This window comes from Candidatus Bathyanammoxibius amoris (assembly GCA_024451685.1).
Lineage (GTDB): Bacteria > Planctomycetota > Brocadiia > Brocadiales > Bathyanammoxibiaceae > Bathyanammoxibius > Bathyanammoxibius amoris.
This window is the reverse complement of sequence record JAMXCW010000014.1, coordinates 4,357-23,579: the sequence shown is the minus strand read 5'-3', so window position 1 is coordinate 23,579 and position 19,223 is coordinate 4,357. Positions and strand designations below refer to the sequence as shown.

The 19,223-nt window shown below is 53.4% G+C and carries 17 protein-coding genes; 15 read left to right on the top strand and 2 right to left on the bottom strand.

The window, feature by feature from the left end:
• Positions 1 to 17 precede the first annotated feature (17 nt).
• Positions 18 to 1,487, bottom strand: a complete 1,470-nt coding sequence (locus NOU37_08010; protein ID MCQ4575173.1) for a DHH family phosphoesterase — start codon at positions 1,485 to 1,487, stop codon at positions 18 to 20.
• A 421-nt stretch (positions 1,488 to 1,908) separates the two neighbouring features.
• On the opposite strand from NOU37_08010, the gene NOU37_08005 reads away from it, so the two are divergent.
• The 6 genes from NOU37_08005 to fusA all read left to right on the top strand — a co-directional run bounded on the left by NOU37_08005 (position 1,909) and on the right by fusA (position 7,574).
• Positions 1,909 to 2,784 (top strand): prepilin peptidase, encoded by an 876-nt coding sequence (locus tag NOU37_08005; protein ID MCQ4575172.1) that lies wholly within the window; start codon positions 1,909 to 1,911, stop codon positions 2,782 to 2,784.
• A gap of 62 nt (positions 2,785 to 2,846) precedes the next feature.
• On the top strand, positions 2,847 to 3,506 hold the full coding sequence (locus NOU37_08000) for an OmpA family protein (protein ID MCQ4575171.1): 660 nt from the start codon (positions 2,847 to 2,849) through the stop codon (positions 3,504 to 3,506).
• Positions 3,507 to 3,515: 9 nt separating this feature from the next.
• A complete protein-coding gene (gene hisH, locus NOU37_07995; protein MCQ4575170.1) occupies positions 3,516 to 4,118 on the top strand; it encodes an imidazole glycerol phosphate synthase subunit HisH in 603 nt (200 codons plus the stop codon).
• A 21-nt stretch (positions 4,119 to 4,139) separates the two neighbouring features.
• A complete protein-coding gene (locus NOU37_07990; GenBank protein ID MCQ4575169.1) occupies positions 4,140 to 4,556 on the top strand; it encodes a hypothetical protein in 417 nt (138 codons plus the stop codon).
• Positions 4,557 to 4,704: 148 nt separating this feature from the next.
• Positions 4,705 to 5,427 carry a 1-(5-phosphoribosyl)-5-[(5-phosphoribosylamino)methylideneamino]imidazole-4-carboxamide isomerase gene (gene hisA, locus NOU37_07985; GenBank protein ID MCQ4575168.1) on the top strand — a complete coding sequence of 241 codons (723 nt, stop codon included), beginning with the start codon at positions 4,705 to 4,707 and terminating at the stop codon, positions 5,425 to 5,427.
• A 98-nt stretch (positions 5,428 to 5,525) separates the two neighbouring features.
• On the top strand, positions 5,526 to 7,574 hold the full coding sequence (gene fusA / locus NOU37_07980) for an elongation factor G (GenBank protein ID MCQ4575167.1): 2,049 nt from the start codon (positions 5,526 to 5,528) through the stop codon (positions 7,572 to 7,574).
• 79 nt (positions 7,575 to 7,653) lie between these two features.
• On the opposite strand, the gene NOU37_07975 is transcribed toward fusA, so the two are convergent.
• On the bottom strand, positions 7,654 to 7,779 hold the full coding sequence (locus tag NOU37_07975) for a hypothetical protein (GenBank protein ID MCQ4575166.1): 126 nt from the start codon (positions 7,777 to 7,779) through the stop codon (positions 7,654 to 7,656).
• A gap of 94 nt (positions 7,780 to 7,873) precedes the next feature.
• Between NOU37_07975 and NOU37_07970 the strand changes: the two genes are divergently transcribed.
• The 9 genes from NOU37_07970 to NOU37_07930 form a co-directional block, all read left to right on the top strand.
• Positions 7,874 to 9,568, top strand: a complete 1,695-nt coding sequence (locus NOU37_07970; GenBank protein MCQ4575165.1) for an NAD+ synthase — start codon at positions 7,874 to 7,876, stop codon at positions 9,566 to 9,568.
• Positions 9,569 to 9,666: 98 nt separating this feature from the next.
• On the top strand, positions 9,667 to 10,953 hold the full coding sequence (gene mtaB / locus NOU37_07965) for a tRNA (N(6)-L-threonylcarbamoyladenosine(37)-C(2))-methylthiotransferase MtaB (GenBank protein ID MCQ4575164.1): 1,287 nt from the start codon (positions 9,667 to 9,669) through the stop codon (positions 10,951 to 10,953).
• Positions 10,950 to 11,507: a phospholipase D-like domain-containing protein gene (locus NOU37_07960; protein ID MCQ4575163.1), complete on the top strand. Its 558-nt coding sequence runs from the start codon at positions 10,950 to 10,952 to the stop codon at positions 11,505 to 11,507. The genes mtaB and NOU37_07960 overlap by 4 nt, the downstream gene beginning before the upstream one ends.
• A gap of 53 nt (positions 11,508 to 11,560) precedes the next feature.
• Positions 11,561 to 12,784, top strand: coding sequence for an HD domain-containing protein (locus tag NOU37_07955; protein ID MCQ4575162.1), 1,224 nt, complete (start codon positions 11,561 to 11,563; stop codon positions 12,782 to 12,784).
• 35 nt (positions 12,785 to 12,819) lie between these two features.
• Complete coding sequence (locus NOU37_07950) at positions 12,820 to 13,626, top strand: DUF4159 domain-containing protein (protein ID MCQ4575161.1); 807 nt, start codon at positions 12,820 to 12,822, stop codon at positions 13,624 to 13,626.
• Between the two features lie 13 nt (positions 13,627 to 13,639).
• Positions 13,640 to 15,961 carry a glutamine amidotransferase gene (locus NOU37_07945; GenBank protein ID MCQ4575160.1) on the top strand — a complete coding sequence of 774 codons (2,322 nt, stop codon included), beginning with the start codon at positions 13,640 to 13,642 and terminating at the stop codon, positions 15,959 to 15,961.
• 124 nt (positions 15,962 to 16,085) lie between these two features.
• On the top strand, positions 16,086 to 16,733 hold the full coding sequence (cmk, locus tag NOU37_07940; protein ID MCQ4575159.1) for a (d)CMP kinase: 648 nt from the start codon (positions 16,086 to 16,088) through the stop codon (positions 16,731 to 16,733).
• A 25-nt stretch (positions 16,734 to 16,758) separates the two neighbouring features.
• Positions 16,759 to 17,379 carry a 1-acyl-sn-glycerol-3-phosphate acyltransferase gene (locus tag NOU37_07935; protein ID MCQ4575158.1) on the top strand — a complete coding sequence of 207 codons (621 nt, stop codon included), beginning with the start codon at positions 16,759 to 16,761 and terminating at the stop codon, positions 17,377 to 17,379.
• 26 nt (positions 17,380 to 17,405) lie between these two features.
• Positions 17,406 to 19,223: 30S ribosomal protein S1 (locus NOU37_07930; GenBank protein ID MCQ4575157.1), on the top strand; the 1,818-nt coding region annotated here is incomplete at its 3' end.

Sequence of the window (19,223 nt, the reverse complement as noted above, 5' to 3'; positions counted from 1 at the left end):
GATGGGAGAGCCGTTTATCAGCTGTAGCCGTAATCCCTTTCTTCTCCCAATTCTTCCCGTTCAAATTCTGCGCCCACCACGGAGAAGAATCTCTTTTTTATGGCGTCGGAGGTTACCTTAAGCAGGGCCTTTTTGTCGCTCGTCATGCCGAAGATGCCCAGTTCGATACTGCCCGCAGCCATAGTCGAGTGCCCGCCGGCGTTTTTCCCAAAGGCCTTTTGCATTAGAAGTCCCAGGTTTACCCTCGGGTCGCGGCTTCGTGAAGATATGTGCACCCTGTCGTCACATATGCCGGCGACCAGCACCGTGTTCACACCTTCGAGTTGCAGCATCACCTCGGCGGCCTGGGGCAAAGCGTCTCTGTCGGTTATAAATTCGACAAAAGAGGCCAGGTAAGAGCCTCGAATCTCTCTATTGCGAATGGCCCGGCCTATTATGTCCAGGGTCTCAGAACTCATTGGAGGGCTTTCGATCTCTTTTAAGAGGTTGTGGTCAATGAGTGGCGAGAGGAACGCAACGGCCTCCATGTCTTCGGACGTGGTGTTGCGCGTGAAGCCGTTGGTATCGGCCTTTATCCCGTACAACAGGACGGTGGCGAGCCGCGGGTCCGGCTTTATGTTGAAGAGTTTGATGTATCGGGTCATTATGGTGGAGTTGGCGCCGAGCTTGGTCTCGATGTCTACAAAATTGCCCTTGACCGCGTCTAGGTCTGTTTGATGGTGGTCTATTATGATATCCGGGATCGTGCCTTCCGGCAGGATGTTGTTCTTGGACGGGGTGGAGGCCTCGATCAGGGCTACTTTCTCATGTTTGGACATTATTTCCTTCGCCTCTTCGGGCGATAAGACCTGGGTCAGCTCCGTGTCCGTCAGGTTTACGAGGGCCTTGTTTTGTTGATGGCCGATGTTTCCTCCATAGTATATAGTACTGTCTATTTCATAGCTTTCGGCTATGCGTTTCAGGGCGACCCCCGATGCTATTGCGTCGGGGTCGGGGTTATCTTGTAAAAATATGGCGAGCCCCCTGTCGGCTGCGCCCTTTATGATGCTGGTCAGTGACGTCGTTGCCCGTCTTTGCGTGGCAATACTGAGTTCTCTCAATACCATTTTTGTCAGGGCCACTCCCCCCTCGACCACATGGTTTGCGCCATTCCGTGCCATTATACTGGTCTCGTCCGGGTCGCTCGCTACCGTTAGCACGTCCTTATCCGGGTACTTGTCTTTCACTTTTTTGAGGGTCTTGAGGTTTTTATCATGGTTTTTTCCCAGGATGGCGATGGCCGTAGCATGTTCAAGGTGGTTGGACGACAGTGACTGTGTGGGGGTTGCCGGGACTGTTTCTATGCCCAGATTTAGCTTTCTTAGCCGATCCAGAATATCCGGGTCGTTTTCGTACACCACGACCTTATTGCCATCTTCACAGAGCTTCCGGGCAATGTCTATACCGGCTGGCCCACAACCCAGGATTACGTGTGTGTCTTTTATCATGTTTGTTAACGTACAGAATGACGGTGCCTTATCGGTGAAGGCATTTTAGGTGAGCCGTTTTGCTTTGTCAATACTAAGCTGTGGCGCCATGTGGGACTAAACTCCAGACCACACCTGAGCTGCCTGGATCAAAAGCATAGGGCGGAGAGGTTTGCTGAAGGCGTACGGTTCAAGAACTGCCCCGCCCCCCCTGTTTTGAATGCTTCCCCAAAAACATGCCATAATCCCTGGTTGGTCCCGATTCTTCCTCTAAGACGGATTTGTTTAAGTAACATCTTGAAATCACAGAACTCTTTTGTTAGTATATGTGGCGCCTAGGTGCTGAGGGGTGTAAGCTTTTTCTCGTGCGTCGCTTATGCTAACGCGAAGCGGCTTTTATAAACCACTGGTATTTCCCGTGGTTCAGAGGAACTGACTGGGTTTGGAGACTGGTACCTTAGGCCTCATACTAGCTGCCGTAATCCTCGGATTAATCGTCGGGAGTTTTTTGAACGTCTGCATCTTCCGCCTGCCGAGGAACGAATCTGTTATCTCACCGGGTTCTCACTGTACCCTTTGTGGCAGCCCCATAGAGTGGTACGATAATATCCCGCTCGTCAGCTACTTTTTGTTGTTAAAGGGCAAATGCCGGTCCTGCGGGGGTGATATAAGCCTGCGTTATCCGGCGATAGAGGCCCTGACAGGGCTGATGTTTGGGGTGTTCTTCTATACGTCGGTCTGTTTGGCCGGCCAACCGCTTCCTGTCTATATAGCCTACTGCGTGCTGGGCAGCGCCCTTCTGGTATCGAGTTTTGTCGACCTGGAGTCGTACATAATCCCGAACGAGATTACCTACTCCGGCATAATCTTCGGCCCGGTTTACAGTCTTCTCTTCCCCGTCCTGCACCAGCAGCACGGTTATTACAGGGGTGTTGACGTTCTGGAGGGCCAGAGGCTTGATGCGCTGCTGTCGTCGTTGTATGGTATGCTGGCAGGGGGCGGGCTTATCCTGTTTTTCCTTGTGTTTGGGGAAATAGTTTTCAGGAAAGAGGCCATGGGCATGGGCGACGTCAAGTTGATGGCTATGGTAGGGGGCGTACTGGGTTGGAAACTGGCCGTGATAACGTTCTTTCTTGCCCCGTTTTTCGCCCTTCTGGTGAATATCCCACTCCTTTTAAGTGGGGGCCTGAAAAGGGACCACAAGATACCTTATGCGCCGTTCTTGTCTCTTGCCGCCCTGGTGTCTATTCGGTTTCAGGAACCGTTTGTGCGGTTTCTGGACTCTCGTATACAGATATTTTCTCTTTTATGGTCGTGAGGGGTGCTTTTGGTTCTTTCCTTTAGAAGATGGCCTTAGATGGCCGTAAGAAGGAGAAACGAATGCGTACTAAATTTTTATCGCCCGCTTTATTGACCGCTTGTATTGTTGTGCTTGCAGGCATGCCCTTCAGCGGCTGCGCCAGCAATAAGGGCCTTGAGCAGGGGCTGGCACAGCGTGACCAGACCATTCTGGAACTTCAGACGCAGAACGATGATTTGCTGGTGCAGATGCAAGAGAAGGATACGGTTCTCGAGTCGGAAATAACAGCGTTGCAGAACTCGAGAGATGTGCTGGCGGCGGCGTTGCAGGGTACGGGAGCCGGCGTCACGACGGAGGGCACGAATCTCATTGTCTCACTGCCCTCGGTCATGCTTTTCGGTCCGGGTCGGTACGAGCTCAAGAAGGGGGCGAAAAAACACCTCTCCAAGATAACGAAGGTAATCAGAAGCAACTTTCCCAACGCAATGGTGAGAGTGGAAGGCTATACGGACAACCAGCCAATAAAGAAATTAAAGAAGAAGTTTAACTCTAACTGGGAACTCTCAGCAGCCCGTGCCGCATCCGTACTCCGATACCTCATAAGCAAGGGCCATATAAACCCGGAGAACGTTTACCTTGCGGGCTTCGGACAATATCACCCCGTTGCCAGCAACAAAACAGCCGCCGGCAGGAAGAAGAACAGAAGGGTAGGTATTGTTGTGTTGGCCGGGGGACGCTGAGGATGCCGTATGATAGCCATCATTGATTATGGCATGGGCAACCTCAGGAGTGTACAGAAGGCGGTTGAGAAGGTCGGTTTTGATTCGGTACTGGTGGAAAAACCTGAGGAGCTGGAAGGGGTTGACAAGGTGGTGCTCCCCGGGGTGGGGGCGTTTAAGGACACCATGCAAGGGCTGAGAGACAGGGGCCTGATTGACCCTGTCTTGAGGCATATCAGGGAGGGAAGGCCCTATCTTGGGATATGTATGGGCCTTCAAATCCTCTTTACTGAGAGTGAGGAAGACGGCCCTTGCGAGGGACTGGGCGTGATTCCCGGCAGGGTGGTCAGGTTTCGCGAAGACCATCTCAAGATACCCCATATGGGATGGAACCAGGTTTCATTCAAGACAGACTCCCCGTTGACCCGGGGAATTCCCCGGGACTCCTACATGTACTTTGTGCACTCCTACTATGTCTGTCCGGATGACCCGGACGTGGTAGCCGCCGTTACTGAATACGGCGGGGAGTTTGCTTCCGCCATACAGAAGGACAACGTCTTTGCGACACAGTTTCATCCCGAGAAGAGCCAGACCAACGGATTGACCCTTATAAGAAACTTTGCTGCCGGATGAGGCCGGGCAAAGGGAAAGACTATGAACACACATTTAGTAATAGCGCGGCTCACGGTGTTCTTTTTGTTTCTTGTCATGTCCCCCGTTACAGAGACGGCCTGTGCCGATATGTCCACGGGTTGGAGGGATTTTGGTTTAACGGCCCAGGAAGGTAGCTATGGCGGTACTTTTGCGGTGGACAGTCTAAGATTTTTTCGTACAGGGGACGTAAAGGTAGAATTGAAGATAAAGAATATCGGCAGGGAGGAAGCGCGGGCGGCAATAAGTATCGCTTTATTTGATTCTAAGAGATTTCTCCTGACCGCCGTCTCTTTTTCGCCTTCCCTTCTTCAGCCCGGTGACGCGGACCAGGTGTCTATGGAGTTCCTGGGCAGTGCCGAAGTCCTGTCCGAGATTAAGTATTATCAGCTGAGCGTTATAGAGAGAGACGAGAGGTAATGGGTGACGACGTTAGTTTTCGGCAGATGATTGAGTGCCGGAGCTATCTCGCTGTACAATAAACAAAAACCATAAAAACCATACCCCAACGGCTTAAATCCGGTAAGTGGATACACAGATTCTTACCGGGGTGTCGAGATAAATTAACATGCTTATAATCCCCGCAGTTGACATAAGGGGCGGCAGATGTGTCAGGCTGACCCGCGGAAGTTTTGAGGAAGAGACCGTCTACTTTGCCGATCCCGTCGAACCGGCCCTCAAGTGGCAGCAAGGGGGAGCGGAATATCTCCACGTAGTAGACCTGGACGGGGCCCTCGAGGGCGAGCCTAAAAATCTAAAGGAGCTTGCACGCATCATCAAGGCCGTGGATATACCCATCCAGTTCGGCGGTGGCATAAGGACTCTTGAGACGGCGCGGCAGATACTGGATATGGGTGTTGACAGGGTGATACTGGGCACTCAGGTCGTTGACGCGCCGGAGCTGATAAAGACGCTCTGTGTCGAATTTCCCGGCCGCATCGCCGTGGGACTTGACCAGAGGGAAGGGAAGGTAGCGGTTAAAGGGTGGGTAGAATCCTCCGAGCTTTCATTTTTGGATGCGGCGAAGCAGGTAGAGATATTTAGCCCACGCGCACTTATCTTTACAGACATATCGAGGGACGGGACGCTGCAGGGCCCGAACATAGAACTGCTGAAGGAACTGCTTGGGGCCGTAAAGGTGCCGGTCATCGCCTCCGGGGGCGTCAGTACCCTTGACGACGTTAAGGCCCTCAGCAAGCTGCCCGTCGAAGGCGCCATAATCGGCAAGGCCCTGTACTCCGGCGCGGTAAACCTCCCCGAGGCCATCGCGGCGTCCAAGACCCTCCCGTAACGCCGGAAATATATCCTGATTCCTTACCCCTTGATATTTTTTTTCAGGTCTGCTAGATTACGTCCTTCGCCTGGCATTTTCACTTTGAGGAGGGTGAGATGGCCGCCTATCAAACCAGAGACATAAGAAATATTGCCCTGGCCGGTCATGGCGCCTCCGGCAAGACTACGCTTGCCGAGGCCATGCTTTTCCGTTCGGGGGTTACTAACAGGATGGGGAGCGTAGACGACGGCAGTTCCATAGCGGACTACGAACCCGACGAAAAAGAAAAGAAACACACCATAGACGCGTCGCTGCTGCCGTGCGGGTGGCGGGACACGCTCATAAACATACTTGATACGCCCGGTTACCCCGACTTTATCGCGCAGACCATCGGCGCCCTGAGCGCCGTTGAGACGGCCGTAATCGTCATCCCCGCCACCGCAGGTATACAGGTAAATGCGCGAAAATGCTGGTCGCTTGCTGCCGGCAGGGGCCTGGCCCGTATCGTCGTTATATCGAAACTCGACGGTGAGAACATCGATTTTCCCGCCTTACTTGACTCGATTAAAGAGAATTTTGGTCAGGAGTGTATGCCCGTCAATCTGCCCGTAGGCTGCGGAGATGATTTCAAGGGGGTTGTCAACCTGTTTGACTTGCCCGGGGAGGTCCCCTCCGGGGTGTTGTGTGATGCCCGGGCGGGCCGTGAATCGCTGATAGAGAAGATAGTCGAGACCGATGACGACGTAATGAATAAATACCTCGAAGGGCAGGACGTGGGCGCCGAAGAACTGAAGAAATGCATGGCAAAGGCCGTTGCGGTGGGACATCTGGTGCCGGTGCTCTGCACCGCCCCCCGGAACGAGATAGGCGTTGAAGAGTTGTTAAATACCATTGTGGACTTCGCGCCCAGCCCGCAGTGCGGCGCCGCAAGACAGGCGACGGTGCCGGGGAAGGACGAAAAGGTCGCCATAGAGGCCGATGAAAAGGCCCCGTTCTGCGCCCAGGTATTTAAGTGTATTACAGACCCGTTCGTCGGGAAGCTCGCCTTCTTCAGGGTGTACTCCGGGGTGTTGGAGGGCGGCCAGAGCTTTTTCAACTCGTGCACCGAAAAGAACGAAAAGGCCGGCAACATATTTAAGGTCCTGGGTAAGGAGCAGCAGCCCGTTGATAAGGCGATAGCCGGCGACATAGTCGCCATGTCCAAGGTAGAGGATATCGGTATATCGGATACACTGTGCAGCCCCGGCAGGCAGCTCTGCTGTGCCCCGATAGAATTCCCCGCCCCCATGGTCTCACTTGCCATCGAGCCGAAGAGCAAGGGCGCCGAGCAGAAACTCCTGGGCGTACTGACAAAACTCGCCGAAGAAGACCATACCTTCAAGATAACCAGGGACGCGCAGACCCATGAGATGGTCGTAACCGGCACAAGCGCCCTCCATCTCGACACCATGCTCCACCGCCTCAAGAGGCGCTTCGAGGTCGAGGTAAACACGCACGAGCCCAAGATACCGTATAAAGAGACAATCACCGCCTCGGCCGACGCCAAGTACAAACACAAGAAACAGACCGGCGGCCACGGCCAGTACGGCGAGGTCATGATAAAGCTCGAGCCGCTGCCCAGGAGCGAGGGCTTTGACTTTGTAAACAAGGTCGTGGGCGGCAGGATACCCACTCAGTACATACCCGCGGTGGAAAAGGGCATAAAAGAGACCCTGATGAAGGGCATCCTTGCCGGTTATACCGTAGTAGACGTAAGGGTGACGCTGTACGACGGTTCCTTCCACAGCGTAGACTCGTCCGAGGCGGCATTCAAGATGGCGGCCTCAAAGGCCTTCCGTCAGGGGTTCAGCGAGGCGAAGCCCGTGCTCCTCGAACCCGTCGTGAACATAGAGGTCACCATACCGGCCGAATTCATGGGCGAGATATCGGGCAACCTCAGCGGACGCAGGGGACATATAGTCGGTATGGACTCGCTCGGCCAGATGCAGGTCATAAAGGCCACCATACCCATGGCGGAAGTCAGCAGGTACGAGACAGAGCTCAAGTCCATGACTGGCGGCCAGGGCTCGTACACAATGGAATTATCCCACTACGACGTGGTCCCCTCCCACATGGTCAAGAACATCATCTCCCAGGGCAAGAAAGAAGAGGAAGAAGAGTCGTAGGTGCAGCCCCCAGTGGCAGCGAACTGTCATTGCGAGTCCACCTGAGGTGGACGAAGCAATCCCGTGTTGTAGGTTAATGTTAAGCATATTTAGGTGTGCTGCGGGTACCGCAGGGCTTTAGCCCTGCGATATTTGAGACTTTCACGGTCGTTGATTTGACCAGCCCTTCCAGCGACAGGTCTCCGCACCCGGCGTCATGCATCATTTATCCCCTCCCTCCTCTCAGGCGGATGTACACCGTCCGCTTCTCAATTCTTTGGAGTGGCCTTTAACCGTCCGAGTGGGTAAAATACGGGGCGATGAAAGGCAAAGACAAGCAACTGAAAGAACTGAGGGTCGCGATTGCGCAGATAAATGTGACCGTCGGTGATCTGGATGAAAACTCGCGCAAAATACTCGAATATGTCGAGAAGGCGAGGCGCATCGGGGCGGATATCGTCTCGTTTCCCGAACTGGCGGTATGCGGATACCCGCCCGAAGACCTCCTGCTGAATCGCAGTTTCGTCCAGGACAACAAGAAAACCCTCTCCGGCCTCGCTAAGAAGGTGAAGGATATAGTCGCGGTTGTAGGTTTTGCGGATAGGGCCGGTGATCATGTCTATAACGCCGCGGCGGTAATATATGGCAAGAAAATCATAAAGGTCTACCACAAGATACTCCTGCCCAATTACGGGGTCTTTGACGAGAAACGGTATTTTGCTCCGGGCAGGGAGACGCCTGTATTTGTGATGGACGGCGTCGCCTTCGGGGTCAACATCTGTGAGGACGTCTGGCAGGAGGACGGCCCTACCGCCAAGCTCGCCCGTGAGGGCGCGGGGCTTATCGTAAACATAAACTCCTCGCCCTATCATGCGGGCAAGATAAAATTACGGGAAAAGGTTATACGCAAGCAGTCCCTCGACAGCAAGGTGTTTATCTCTTATGCGAATATGGTCGGCGGGCAGGACGAGCTGGTCTTTGACGGGCAGAGTTTTATCATGGACGGTGACGGTAAACGCGTTGCCCTGGCCGGGGCCTTTGAGGAGGAGCTGCTGGCCGCTGATTTGAAGATGCCCGTTGGGGCCAGCACCACACGCGGAGCGGTTGCCATATCGAAGGTGATAAGCGGCCGGGGGAAACCGCCTCTGCCTGAGATTAGCCGGGACCACCTGAAACCCCTCGATGAGGTGTACCGGGCCCTGGTTCTGGGGTTGAGGGATTATCTGGTCAAGAACGGTCTTAAGAGGGTGGTCATCGGTGTAAGCGGCGGGATAGACTCCTCATTGACGGCCGCGATTGCGGTAGACGCGCTGGGCAGGGATGCCGTCTGCGGCGTTTTCATGCCGTCGGTCTATACCTCGATGGAAAGCGGAGAGGACGTCGGGGAACTGGTGAGAAACCTGGGTATCATGTTGAAGACAATACCAATACACAAATTGTTCAATGAGTATCTGTGGAACCTTACGGGACACTTCAGGGGCTACGGGGAGGACAAGACGGAGGAGAACATACAGGCGCGGATAAGGGGGAACGTTCTCATGGCCCTGTCGAACAAGTTTGGCTCGCTCGTGCTCAATACGGGGAACAAGAGCGAGGTCTCCTGCGGGTACTGCACTATTTACGGTGATATGGTTGGGGGGTTCGGCGTGCTCAAGGACGTCCCCAAGACCCTTGTCTATAGACTTGCGAGGTTCCGGAACTCGGATAAAGAAATAATCCCCAAAAGGGTTCTTGAGAAAGAACCGTCGGCGGAGTTGAGGCCGGGGCAGAAGGACTCAGACACCCTGCCCCCGTTTGACGTCCTGGACCCCATACTGAAGGCGTACGTCGAGGATGACAAGAGCTTCGAGGCGATCGTAGCAAAGGGTTATAACAGAAAGGTTGTGAAGAGGGTTATCGCCATGGTTGACAAGAACGAGTACAAACGCCGCCAGGCCGCCCCCGGAATAAAGATAACCCCGAAGGCGCTTGGAAGGGACCGCAGGATGCCCATAGCGAACCGCTACAAGTACTAGCGCGTGTGTTTATCCTAATATTACCAGCTTGACGCTTATACAAGCGTTCTGATACAGTTAAAATGTGATTTTTCTGTTTTTCTGGAGGTTTTTTGAAATTGCCGAAGACCTGTGCGTTCATCACGCTTGGCTGCAAGGCGAACCAGTATGACACCCAGGTACTGCGTGAGGTTTTTTTGGGCAGGAAGGGCTACCGGGAGGTGCCTTCGGACAGTCCCGCCGACCTCTACGTGGTCAATACCTGCGCCGTAACGTCGACCAGCGAGGGGAAGTCCAGACGGGAGATAAGAAAGGCCGTGCGCCTGGGACACGATGCCGAGGTTATCGTGACGGGTTGTTATGCCAAGGCCGACCCTGAGATTCTTAGGGGTATAGAAGGCGTGGACGATGTAATTTGTAGAGAGGACCTCACGGAATCGCTGCTTGAGGAGATGGGCGAGGACTATTCACCCGCCGATCTGGGTATCAGCAGGTTCGAGGGCCACAGCAGGGCATTTTTGAAGATAGAAGACGGCTGCGACGCGCACTGCTCCTACTGTATCATTCCAGCGCTGAGAGGCAGCGTTATCAGGAGTAAACCCCCGGAGGATGTCCTGTCAGAGGCGAGGAGGCTGGCCGGGAACGGCTACAGGGAGGTTGTTCTCACGGGCATACACCTCGGCGCGTACGGCCGTGACCTGGACGGCGTCACAGTCACTGACGTCCTGAGGGGATTGAGGGAGATTGACGGTATCCGCAGGATAAGACTGAGTTCCCTGGAGGCGTCGGAGGTGACCGATGAGCTAATCGACCTTATGGCCGGTGAAGGGAGCAAGGTATGCCCTCACCTCCATCTCTCACTTCAGAGCGGTGACGACAAAATTCTAAAAACGATGAACCGGCGGTACACCGCGGGGCAATATCTCGACGTCATAGAAAAAGTCAGGTCAAGGCTGACCAACCCCTCATTCTCTACGGACGTTATGGTGGGCTTCCCCGGCGAGGGGCCGGAACAGTTTGAAAACACCCTCAATGTCTGCCGTCAGGCAGGTTTCAGCAGGATGCACATCTTTCCCTTCAGCCCCAGAAAAGGCACGCCGGCCGCACGTATGCAGGACCGTCCCGGCCCCGCTGAGGTAATAAGGGCCAGAAAGGCCGTAATCGAGGGGTTAGAGAGTGAACTGGCGCTGGACTATAAAAGAAGATTCCTGGGAAAGACGATAGATGTCCTTGTGGAGGAAGAGCGTTCCGACGGTATGCTCTCGGGCTATTCTGAGCGTTACATAAAGGCCCTGTTTCCCGGACCACGAGAACTTACAGGTGAGATTGTACCGGTCGAGGTGACAGAGATTTTTCCGGGTTACGTAAGGGCGCATAGGAGAGGAGAGGAGGCTCTTAGACGATGATTTCACGCAGGTTTTTACTCATTATGATGGTGTCGCTTCTCCCGAGTCTCTTTCTTTTCCCCCCTTCCCGTGCCGCGGCGGCGGACGACGTTATACCCCTTGTTAACAGGGACTATTTTCAGGTCGTCCGCAAGGCCATAACGGGCGCAAAGGAAAAAATCCTCTGCGTGATGTACATGTCGCAACTCAGCGTGAACCACCCGTTCGGGGGAGAGAGCCTTTTGTTGAGGGACTTAATCGCCGCCAAGAACAGGGGCGTTGACGTACGCGTTATACTGGAGGACAACCCCGACGCGAACAACAAGTATGCCTACAATTTCCTTAAGAGTGCCGGTGTAAACGTCGTTTATGATACGGATAATATCACCACCCATAACAAGCTACTGGTAATCGACGACGAGATAACCATCATCGGCAGTCACAACTGGACCTTCGGCGGCCTTAGGACCAATAATGAGGCGTCAGTGCTTATAAAGTCGAAGGAAGTGGCAAAGGCTATGAGAAAGGCCGTGGAAAATATACCGGTGAAGGAGAAACAAGAGGACAATCCTTGACCGTTTGCTTGCAGCCGTATTTCATTTAATGCCACAGGCAGGGGGGCTGAAAAATGAAGTTTTCAATCGACCAGAACGCCGTAATATTGGCGCTTTCGAGGGCGCTTGAGTTTACAGTCTCAGGCATAGGGGAACACCATTCACGTGTTGCGGTAATTGCACAAAAGCTTGCCGATGAGCTTGGTTTAAGCAAACGCGATAAAACCGTGCTCTTGTACGCTTGTCTGCTCCACGACGCTGGTATATCGTCATTTGGAGAGAAGGGCAAACTTGAAGAGTTTGATGTTGTTGAAGGGTCGGATCACGCCGAGAGAGGATACAGGCTGCTGATGAGTTATCCCCCGCTGGAAGAGATAGCTCATGTGGTAAGATTTCACCATGACAAATGGGAGGGCGGGAATCCATCCGGTTTGTCCAAGCATGAGATACCATTGTTAAGCGGTATGGTCTTTCTGGCGGACCGTATTGATGTATTGCTTGAGAAAGACGTGTATGTACTTGAACAAAAGAAGGGGGTCTGTGAAAGTGTTAACAATTACAGGGGAATGTATTTTAGGCCGGACTTGGTGGACTGTTTTAACAAATTGGCGTTGGCAGAGTCCTTCTGGCTGGACCTTGCGCCGGCAAATGCCCATAATTTTCTGGACAGAATCGTAGCCGAACAGGACAAAGTTGTTGTGGACGTTGAGACGCTTATGAACCTGGGTGAGGTGTTTGCCACGATTATCGATGACAAAAGCAAATTTACACAGATACATTCCCGCGGGGTGTCCAGTGTGGCCACAAAAACTGCCAGGATGTTTGGATTCTCCGAGACGGAGGTCTTGATGATGTCGCTTGCCGGGTTGCTGCATGATGTAGGTAAGCTTTCGATACCAGACGAGATCCTCGAAAAACCCGGAAAATTAACGGAACAAGAATTTGACATCATCAAGCAGCATACCTTTTATACCTTTCACATATTGAATAATATAAAGGGTTTTGATGAGATGAGCAAGTGGGCGGCCTATCATCATGAGAGACTTGACGGCACGGGTTATCCATTTCGCATCCCCGGTAGCGACATGTCTGTCGGGTCCAGGGTGATGGCCGTCAGCGATGTATTTACGGCATTGTCTGAGGATAGGCCATATCGGAAACACCTGAAAAAAGATAAGGTGATAGACATTCTTGATAAACAAGTAACAGGAGGGGCCCTGGACGGCAAGATTGTTAATATTGTCAAGGACAGCTACGATGATGTTAACGAGTTCTTTGTACGGGTAAGGGGTAATTAATGATTTTAGTGACTGGAGTCAGAAGCCGACCGTAAATGATTTGCACGTTAAAATCTGTCGTAGGAACGATAAGGCACAGGGGGTTTCTCGGTCCGACATTTTTCTTGTCGGGTCTGTGTGTCTTATACCTTTCCTCCAACGCATTTACCCCCGGTGTATTTGCGATGGGCGGGAAGTCCAGGTTCGTCTTCGCCCAGCTTGAGTACAGGGGCGGCAACTGGAACCCGCGGCCCAGGGCGGGAAGGGCGCTGGTCTGGGAACTGGTAAAGAGGACCAGTGTAGAGGCAAGCTTGAGCGTTAACGGCGTTAAACCCCACGACCGGGCCATCTTTAATTATCCGTTTATATATATGGCCGGGGACCAGGACTTTGAGCCGTTTAACGCCAGGGAGAAGGAGAACCTCAAGAGGTACCTGGAGTTTGGCGGAATGCTGCTTGTGGATGACAATGCGGGTAAGCCGGGTTACGGCTTCGACAAGGCCCTGAGACGTGAACTCGCCGCCATATTTCCCGGCAAAAAACTTGCCAAAATACCCGATGAACACACCATCTACAGGGCCTTCTATCTTGTGAACAGGCAGGGTGGAAGGCTTATGGTAAACCCATACCTCGAAGAGCTTAACCTCGAAGGCCGCGCGGCCGTGATATATTCGCAGAACGACCTCGGCGGCGCCTGGGCCAGAGACGGCCTTGGGAACTGGGAGTACGAGGTCTTCCCCGGGGGTGAGCGCCAGCGTACCATGGCCTTCCGGCTGGGGATCAACATCATATTATACGCACTTACCGGCGACTACAAACAGGACCAGGTCCACCTCCCGTTCATCCTGAGGAGGCAGATGTAGGGTGCTTGATTTATTGAAAACGTTCCTTACCGGCCCCGGTCATGGGGATGAGTGGTCGTTGACCTTTGCCGGCGTTACGGACCCGTGGCTCAGGGCCGTAGTGTTGATACTGGGCCTGGCCATAATCGTCATGTCATGGATGGGCCTGCGCAGGATTCCCTCCGCCCGCACTAAGCTTTTTGTCATCTTCCTCAGGTGTGTTGCGACTGCCGCGCTCATAACTATGATACTTGAGCCCCAGGTCTGGGAGCTGGAGACGGCACGGATAAAGAATAAAGTGGCGCTCGTTTTTGACGATTCAAAGAGCATGGCCGTAAAGGCCGGGCAGCGTGAGAGGTTTCAAAGTGTCAGGGAATTCCTCCGGAGCAACAGGAAATTTTTTGAACTCCTGGAGAGGGATTTTGACGTGGACTGCCTTAGCTTCCCCGGTCCCGATAAGAAGATTTTAGAGGAAATAAGGAGAAGCGACGTGGAAGGCGGTATCAACCTGGATGGCCGGTCTACGGACATTGCCGCGCTTCTGAGGGGGCTTATAAAACGCTATCGCGGCGGGCATCTGAGCGGCGTACTGCTGTTTTCAGACGGACGAGACTCAAGCGATGTCCCAGCGGGAGAAAAACTTGAGGAGCTGGAGAAACTCGCGAAGCAATTACCGGCACCCGTATTTACCTTCGGGCCGCCCCCCGAAGAGTATAAGGACATAGCGATTAAAAAGGTAGTCGCAGACAGCTTCGCCTTCATACGGAACCCTTGGAACGTACAGGTTACCGTTCGGGTAAAAGGATATGACAACGTTACCCTGCCTCTAACCCTGAAGGAGGGAGGCAAGATTATACTATCCAGGCCGATAAAGGTAGTGCCCGGCAAGGAGGAGTACGTTGTTACAATGAAGGCCATGCCGTATTCTACCGGCAACACCCTCTACACCGTCGCCGTGCCGCCGCTGGCCGACGAGCTTGTCTCTGAGAACAATACCGCCAGCGTGTTGCTGCACGTCATACGTGACAAGATAAGGGTGCTTCACCTCTGTGGCAGGCCCTCCTGGGACGAGCTTTTTCTGAGGCGCGTCCTCAAAAAAGATCCGAGCATAGACCTTATCTCCTTCTTTATCCTGCGGACCCCGACCGACCTTGTGGCGGCACCGAGCCGGGAACTGAGCCTTATCCCTTTCCCCGTGGATGAACTCTTCACTCAGGCCCTGGACAGCTTTGACCTGGTGATCTTCCAGAACTTTGATTACCGTCCTTATGATTCCGCTTACCTGCGGTTTTCATATTATATGGACAATATTCAAAGGTTCGTTGTGGAGACCGGAGGGAGTTTTCTAATGGTGGGCGGCGACCTTGCCTTTTCGCACGGGGGGTACGACCACACACCTATTGAAGACATCCTGCCTGTGGAACTGGATGAAGGCGTAGACCGCATAGACGCTGAGGATTTTAGACCCGTTCTCACCGCCCAGGGGATGACCCATCCGATAACAACCCTTGAGTACGATGAGGCAAGGAACAGGAGTGTGTGGGAGGAATTTCCCGAACTTGACGGGTGTAACGTTATTGGCGGTGAGAAGCAGGGGGCCGTCACTCTAGGCGTGCATCCGGGGCATAAAAGACCGGTCCTGGCCGTCAGGGACGTCGGCAAGGGGAGGACCATGGCCATGTTGGCCGACGGCTCCTGGAGGTGGAATTTCTTGTCCATTGCCAGAGGGGGCAGCAACAGGCATTACATGAAATTCTGGAATAACGCAGTCAGGTGGCTTGTCAGGGACCCGGAGCTTAATCTGGTTCGTATCGCCCCACAGAAGGAAGAGTACCTGCCGGGGGAAGAGGTACACCTGAAGGCCGAGGTACTTGGAAGGGACTATAAGCCCGTTGCCGGCGCTCGGATAGACCTGGAGATTATAAACGCTGAGACCGGGGAAAAGGTCCTTGAAAAGACCCTGGACTCGGATTCTCGTGGCCTGGGCTGTTTTTCCTGCAAGGACCTTCCCGCAGGGTTCTACAGGGTACAGGTAAAGGCCGTAAGGGCAAAAGCCGGCGCTGATGAATTATTAGGTGAGGCGTCGGCCCTTTTCGGCGTCATCTCCAGGATGGAAGAGTTCCGTGAGCTGCAGGCGGACGAGGCCGTTCTGGAAAAGATAGCCGAGGCATCGGGCGGGAAGTTTTTCAGACTCCCCGTGTCTGACGTCCATAAGTCTTTACGACTGGAGAATCCGGAAGTGATGAGACTTCTGGGGCGCAGGACGTACACTCTGTGGGACAACTGGGTCTTTTTTATGATAGTCATCGGCGCCCTGACGACAGAGTGGTGGACGAGAAAGAGGGCCAGACGCTAAGTGGTCATGGGGCGGGCGGTGGTACGGTGCGCACCCCGTAGCCCTAAAAAACCATTGAAATGGTCATGACCTTTTGCTAGATTGTGCGGCCCGCCTGGAACCTTTACAACGGGTAGGTGGACGGTTGATTATTACTATGGACGGCCCTGCGGGTTCTGGCAAGAGTACCGTCGCCAGGGCCCTGGCAAAGCGGCTGAACTACCGATATATAGATACAGGTGCCTTCTACAGGGCCTTTACCTGGAAGGCCATCAAGGCCGGTGCTGACCTCAGGGATGAGAAGAGACTCTGCGAACTGGTAAAAAAGACGGATATAAGGATAGAAGATGGCCGGGAGGGCCTCCGCGTCCTTGTAGACGGTGAAGACGTAACCAGAGAGATAAGGAGCCCTGAGGTAACGGGAGAAGTCCATTTCATAGCAAGCCTTGCGAAGGTAAGGGAGCCCCTTGTAGGATTACAGAGAGCTGCGGCGGCGGGTGTGGATGCGGTGGCTGAGGGCAGGGACACAGGCACCGTCGTATTCCCCGACGCCGACCGCAAGTTTTATCTCGATGCCCGGCCGGAAGAGAGGGCCAGGCGGCGTTACGTAGAGCTGGGCCCCGACAATACAGGGCTTAGCTACGAAGGGATACTGGAGGACATAAAACAAAGAGACCGGCGGGACAGTACCCGCGAGGCATCACCCTTGCGCAGCGGGCCGGACTTTATCAGCCTCGACACCACGGGGCTGAGTGTGGAAGAAGTTGTGGAACGGTTGTTGAAAAAAATTTAGCCCTCAAGTAGAATACAGATTATACGTGGAAGTCATAAGGGCTATATGGTATGGTTTCTTGCGCATATTGTCCCAGCTTGTTTTTTCTGCCTTCTGGCGGTACAGGTCTTTCGGCAGGGAGAACGTGCCTTGCAGCGGCGGGGTTTTAATAGTGTGTAATCACCAGAGTTACGTAGACCCCCTGCTTATAGGTGTTGGGCTGAATCGTCAGATTCATATAATGGCGAGGCGTTCGCTCTTCCATAAGTTTATTTTGTTCCGTTGGTTGATATTGTCCCTTAACGCCTTTCCCCTGAATGACAGCGGGGTTGACGTCGGAGCCATGAAGGAGGCGATAAGGCGTTTAAAAAGGGGCAATATCGTATTGTTGTTCCCGGAGGGGACGCGGACCAGTGACGGAAGTATAGGTGAGATTCATCCCGGTATAGCGTCAATAGCCAGGAGGTCGGGCTCACCGGTGGTGCCGGCGGTAATTGACGGCGCCTTTGAGGTCTGGCCCAGGGCGAGGAAGCTTTTCAGGTTTGGCCCCGCGGTAAAGGTGGCGTTTGGCCCCGTCCTTTATTGCGATGGTTCTGCGGAAGAGTTTGCGGAGGAAGTATCATCAAGGATGTTAAGGCTTCAGGGTTTTCTGAAGAGTAAAAGTTAATTCTGTTTCTTGAGAGAAGGGAATAAATGCAGAGACTTGACATAGTGGTGGAATATGACATTGACATGGCGGAGGTTGATAGAGAGGTTGAAGAGGCGATTGGTACCGACCCGTCAGAGGACATGGAAAAGGTCTACGCCGATTCCATAAAGCATTTTGAGGTAGGTTCCATCCTTAAGGGAAAGGTCCTTGCTTTTGTCCCGTCGGATGTGATTGTTGATTGTGGGTACAAATCAGAGGGTGTTGTCTCCAATGACGAGTTTGACAACCTCTCTGAAATGCAGGTTGGAGACGAGATAGAGGTGCTCCTTGAGGCCGTAGAAGACGACTCGGGGTTGATAAAGCTCTCAAAGCGGAAGGCCGACCGCATAAGAGGCTGGGAAAAGATTATCACAAAATATAACGAGGGCGACGTGGTGACCGGCACAGTTACCAGAAAGATAAAAGGTGGACTCCTGGTCGACCTTGGCATACCTGTCTTCCTGCCCGCCTCTCAGATAGATATAAAGCCGCCCGGAGACATAGCCGCGTATATAGGGAAGGAAGTGACCTGTAAGATACTCAAGATAGACGAGGCCAGACAAAACATAGTCGTTTCGCGCCGGAGGCTTCTGGAGGAGGAGCGGGAGGAGCAAAAACAGCAGCTCCTGGCGGAGATAAGCGAAGGCGACATTCGTAAGGGTATGGTAAAGAACATAGCCGACTTCGGCGCCTTTGTCGACCTGGGTGGTTTGGACGGTCTTCTTCACATTACCGACATGAGCTGGGGCCGCATAAATCATCCCTCAGAGATAGTCTCTATAGGCCAGGAGATAGAGGTGAGGATACTTAACGTAGATAAGGAGAAAGAAAAGATCGCCCTGGGCCTCAAACAAAAGACGGACAGCCCCTGGATGAAGGTGGAGGAGCAATACCCCGTCGGGACCAAGGTTGACGGACAGGTGGTCAACATAATGCCGTACGGGGCCTTCGTCAAGCTGGAGGACGGCATAGAAGGCCTGGTACATGTCTCGGAAATGTCCTGGACGAGACGTATAAACCATCCCTCCGAGATGGTGGGGATAGACGATACGGTGGAGGTGTTGGTCCTGAAGATCAATAAGGAAAAACAGGAGATATCCCTCAGTATGAAGCAGACCGAGGAAAATCCCTGGGACCATATCGAAGAAAAATTTCCACCTGGAAAGAGGATCTTGGGTACAGTCAGAAACCTGGCCAACTACGGCGCCTTTATAGAGATAGAAGAAGGTATAGACGGGCTCCTTCATGTATCAGACATTTCATGGTCCAAAAAGGTGGCCCATCCCGCGGAGGTACTCAAGAAGGGTGACAGTATAGAGACGGTGGTTTTGTCGGTAGATAAAGGAAAGAAGCGTGTAGCCCTCGGGGTGAAGCAGTTGGAAGAGGACCCGTGGGAGAGTGACATTCCGAATAAATATCAGGTTGGGAGTATAGTAAGTGGCAAGGTCACAAAGCTCACCAACTTTGGCGCCTTCGTCGAACTGGAAAAGGGAATTGAAGGGCTGCTTCACGTCTCAGAAATGTCTGATAAAAAAGTGAGCGACCCCAGTGAGCTAATATCCATAGGCGACGAAGTAGAAGTAAAGGTAATACGGCTTGACGCTCCTGCAAGAAAACTGGGTCTGAGTATTAAACAGGTCTCTAAAACCACTGAAAAGGGAGAAGGGCCGGGGGAGGAGACCCTGCGGGAAGCTAAAGAGACCGAGGGACCTCTTCCTGAAGACCTTTCAGGCAAGGAGAAACCCGAAACCACTGAAAAGGGAGAAGGGCCGGGGGAGGAGACCCTGCGGGAAGCTAAAGAGACCGAGGGACCTCTTCCTGAA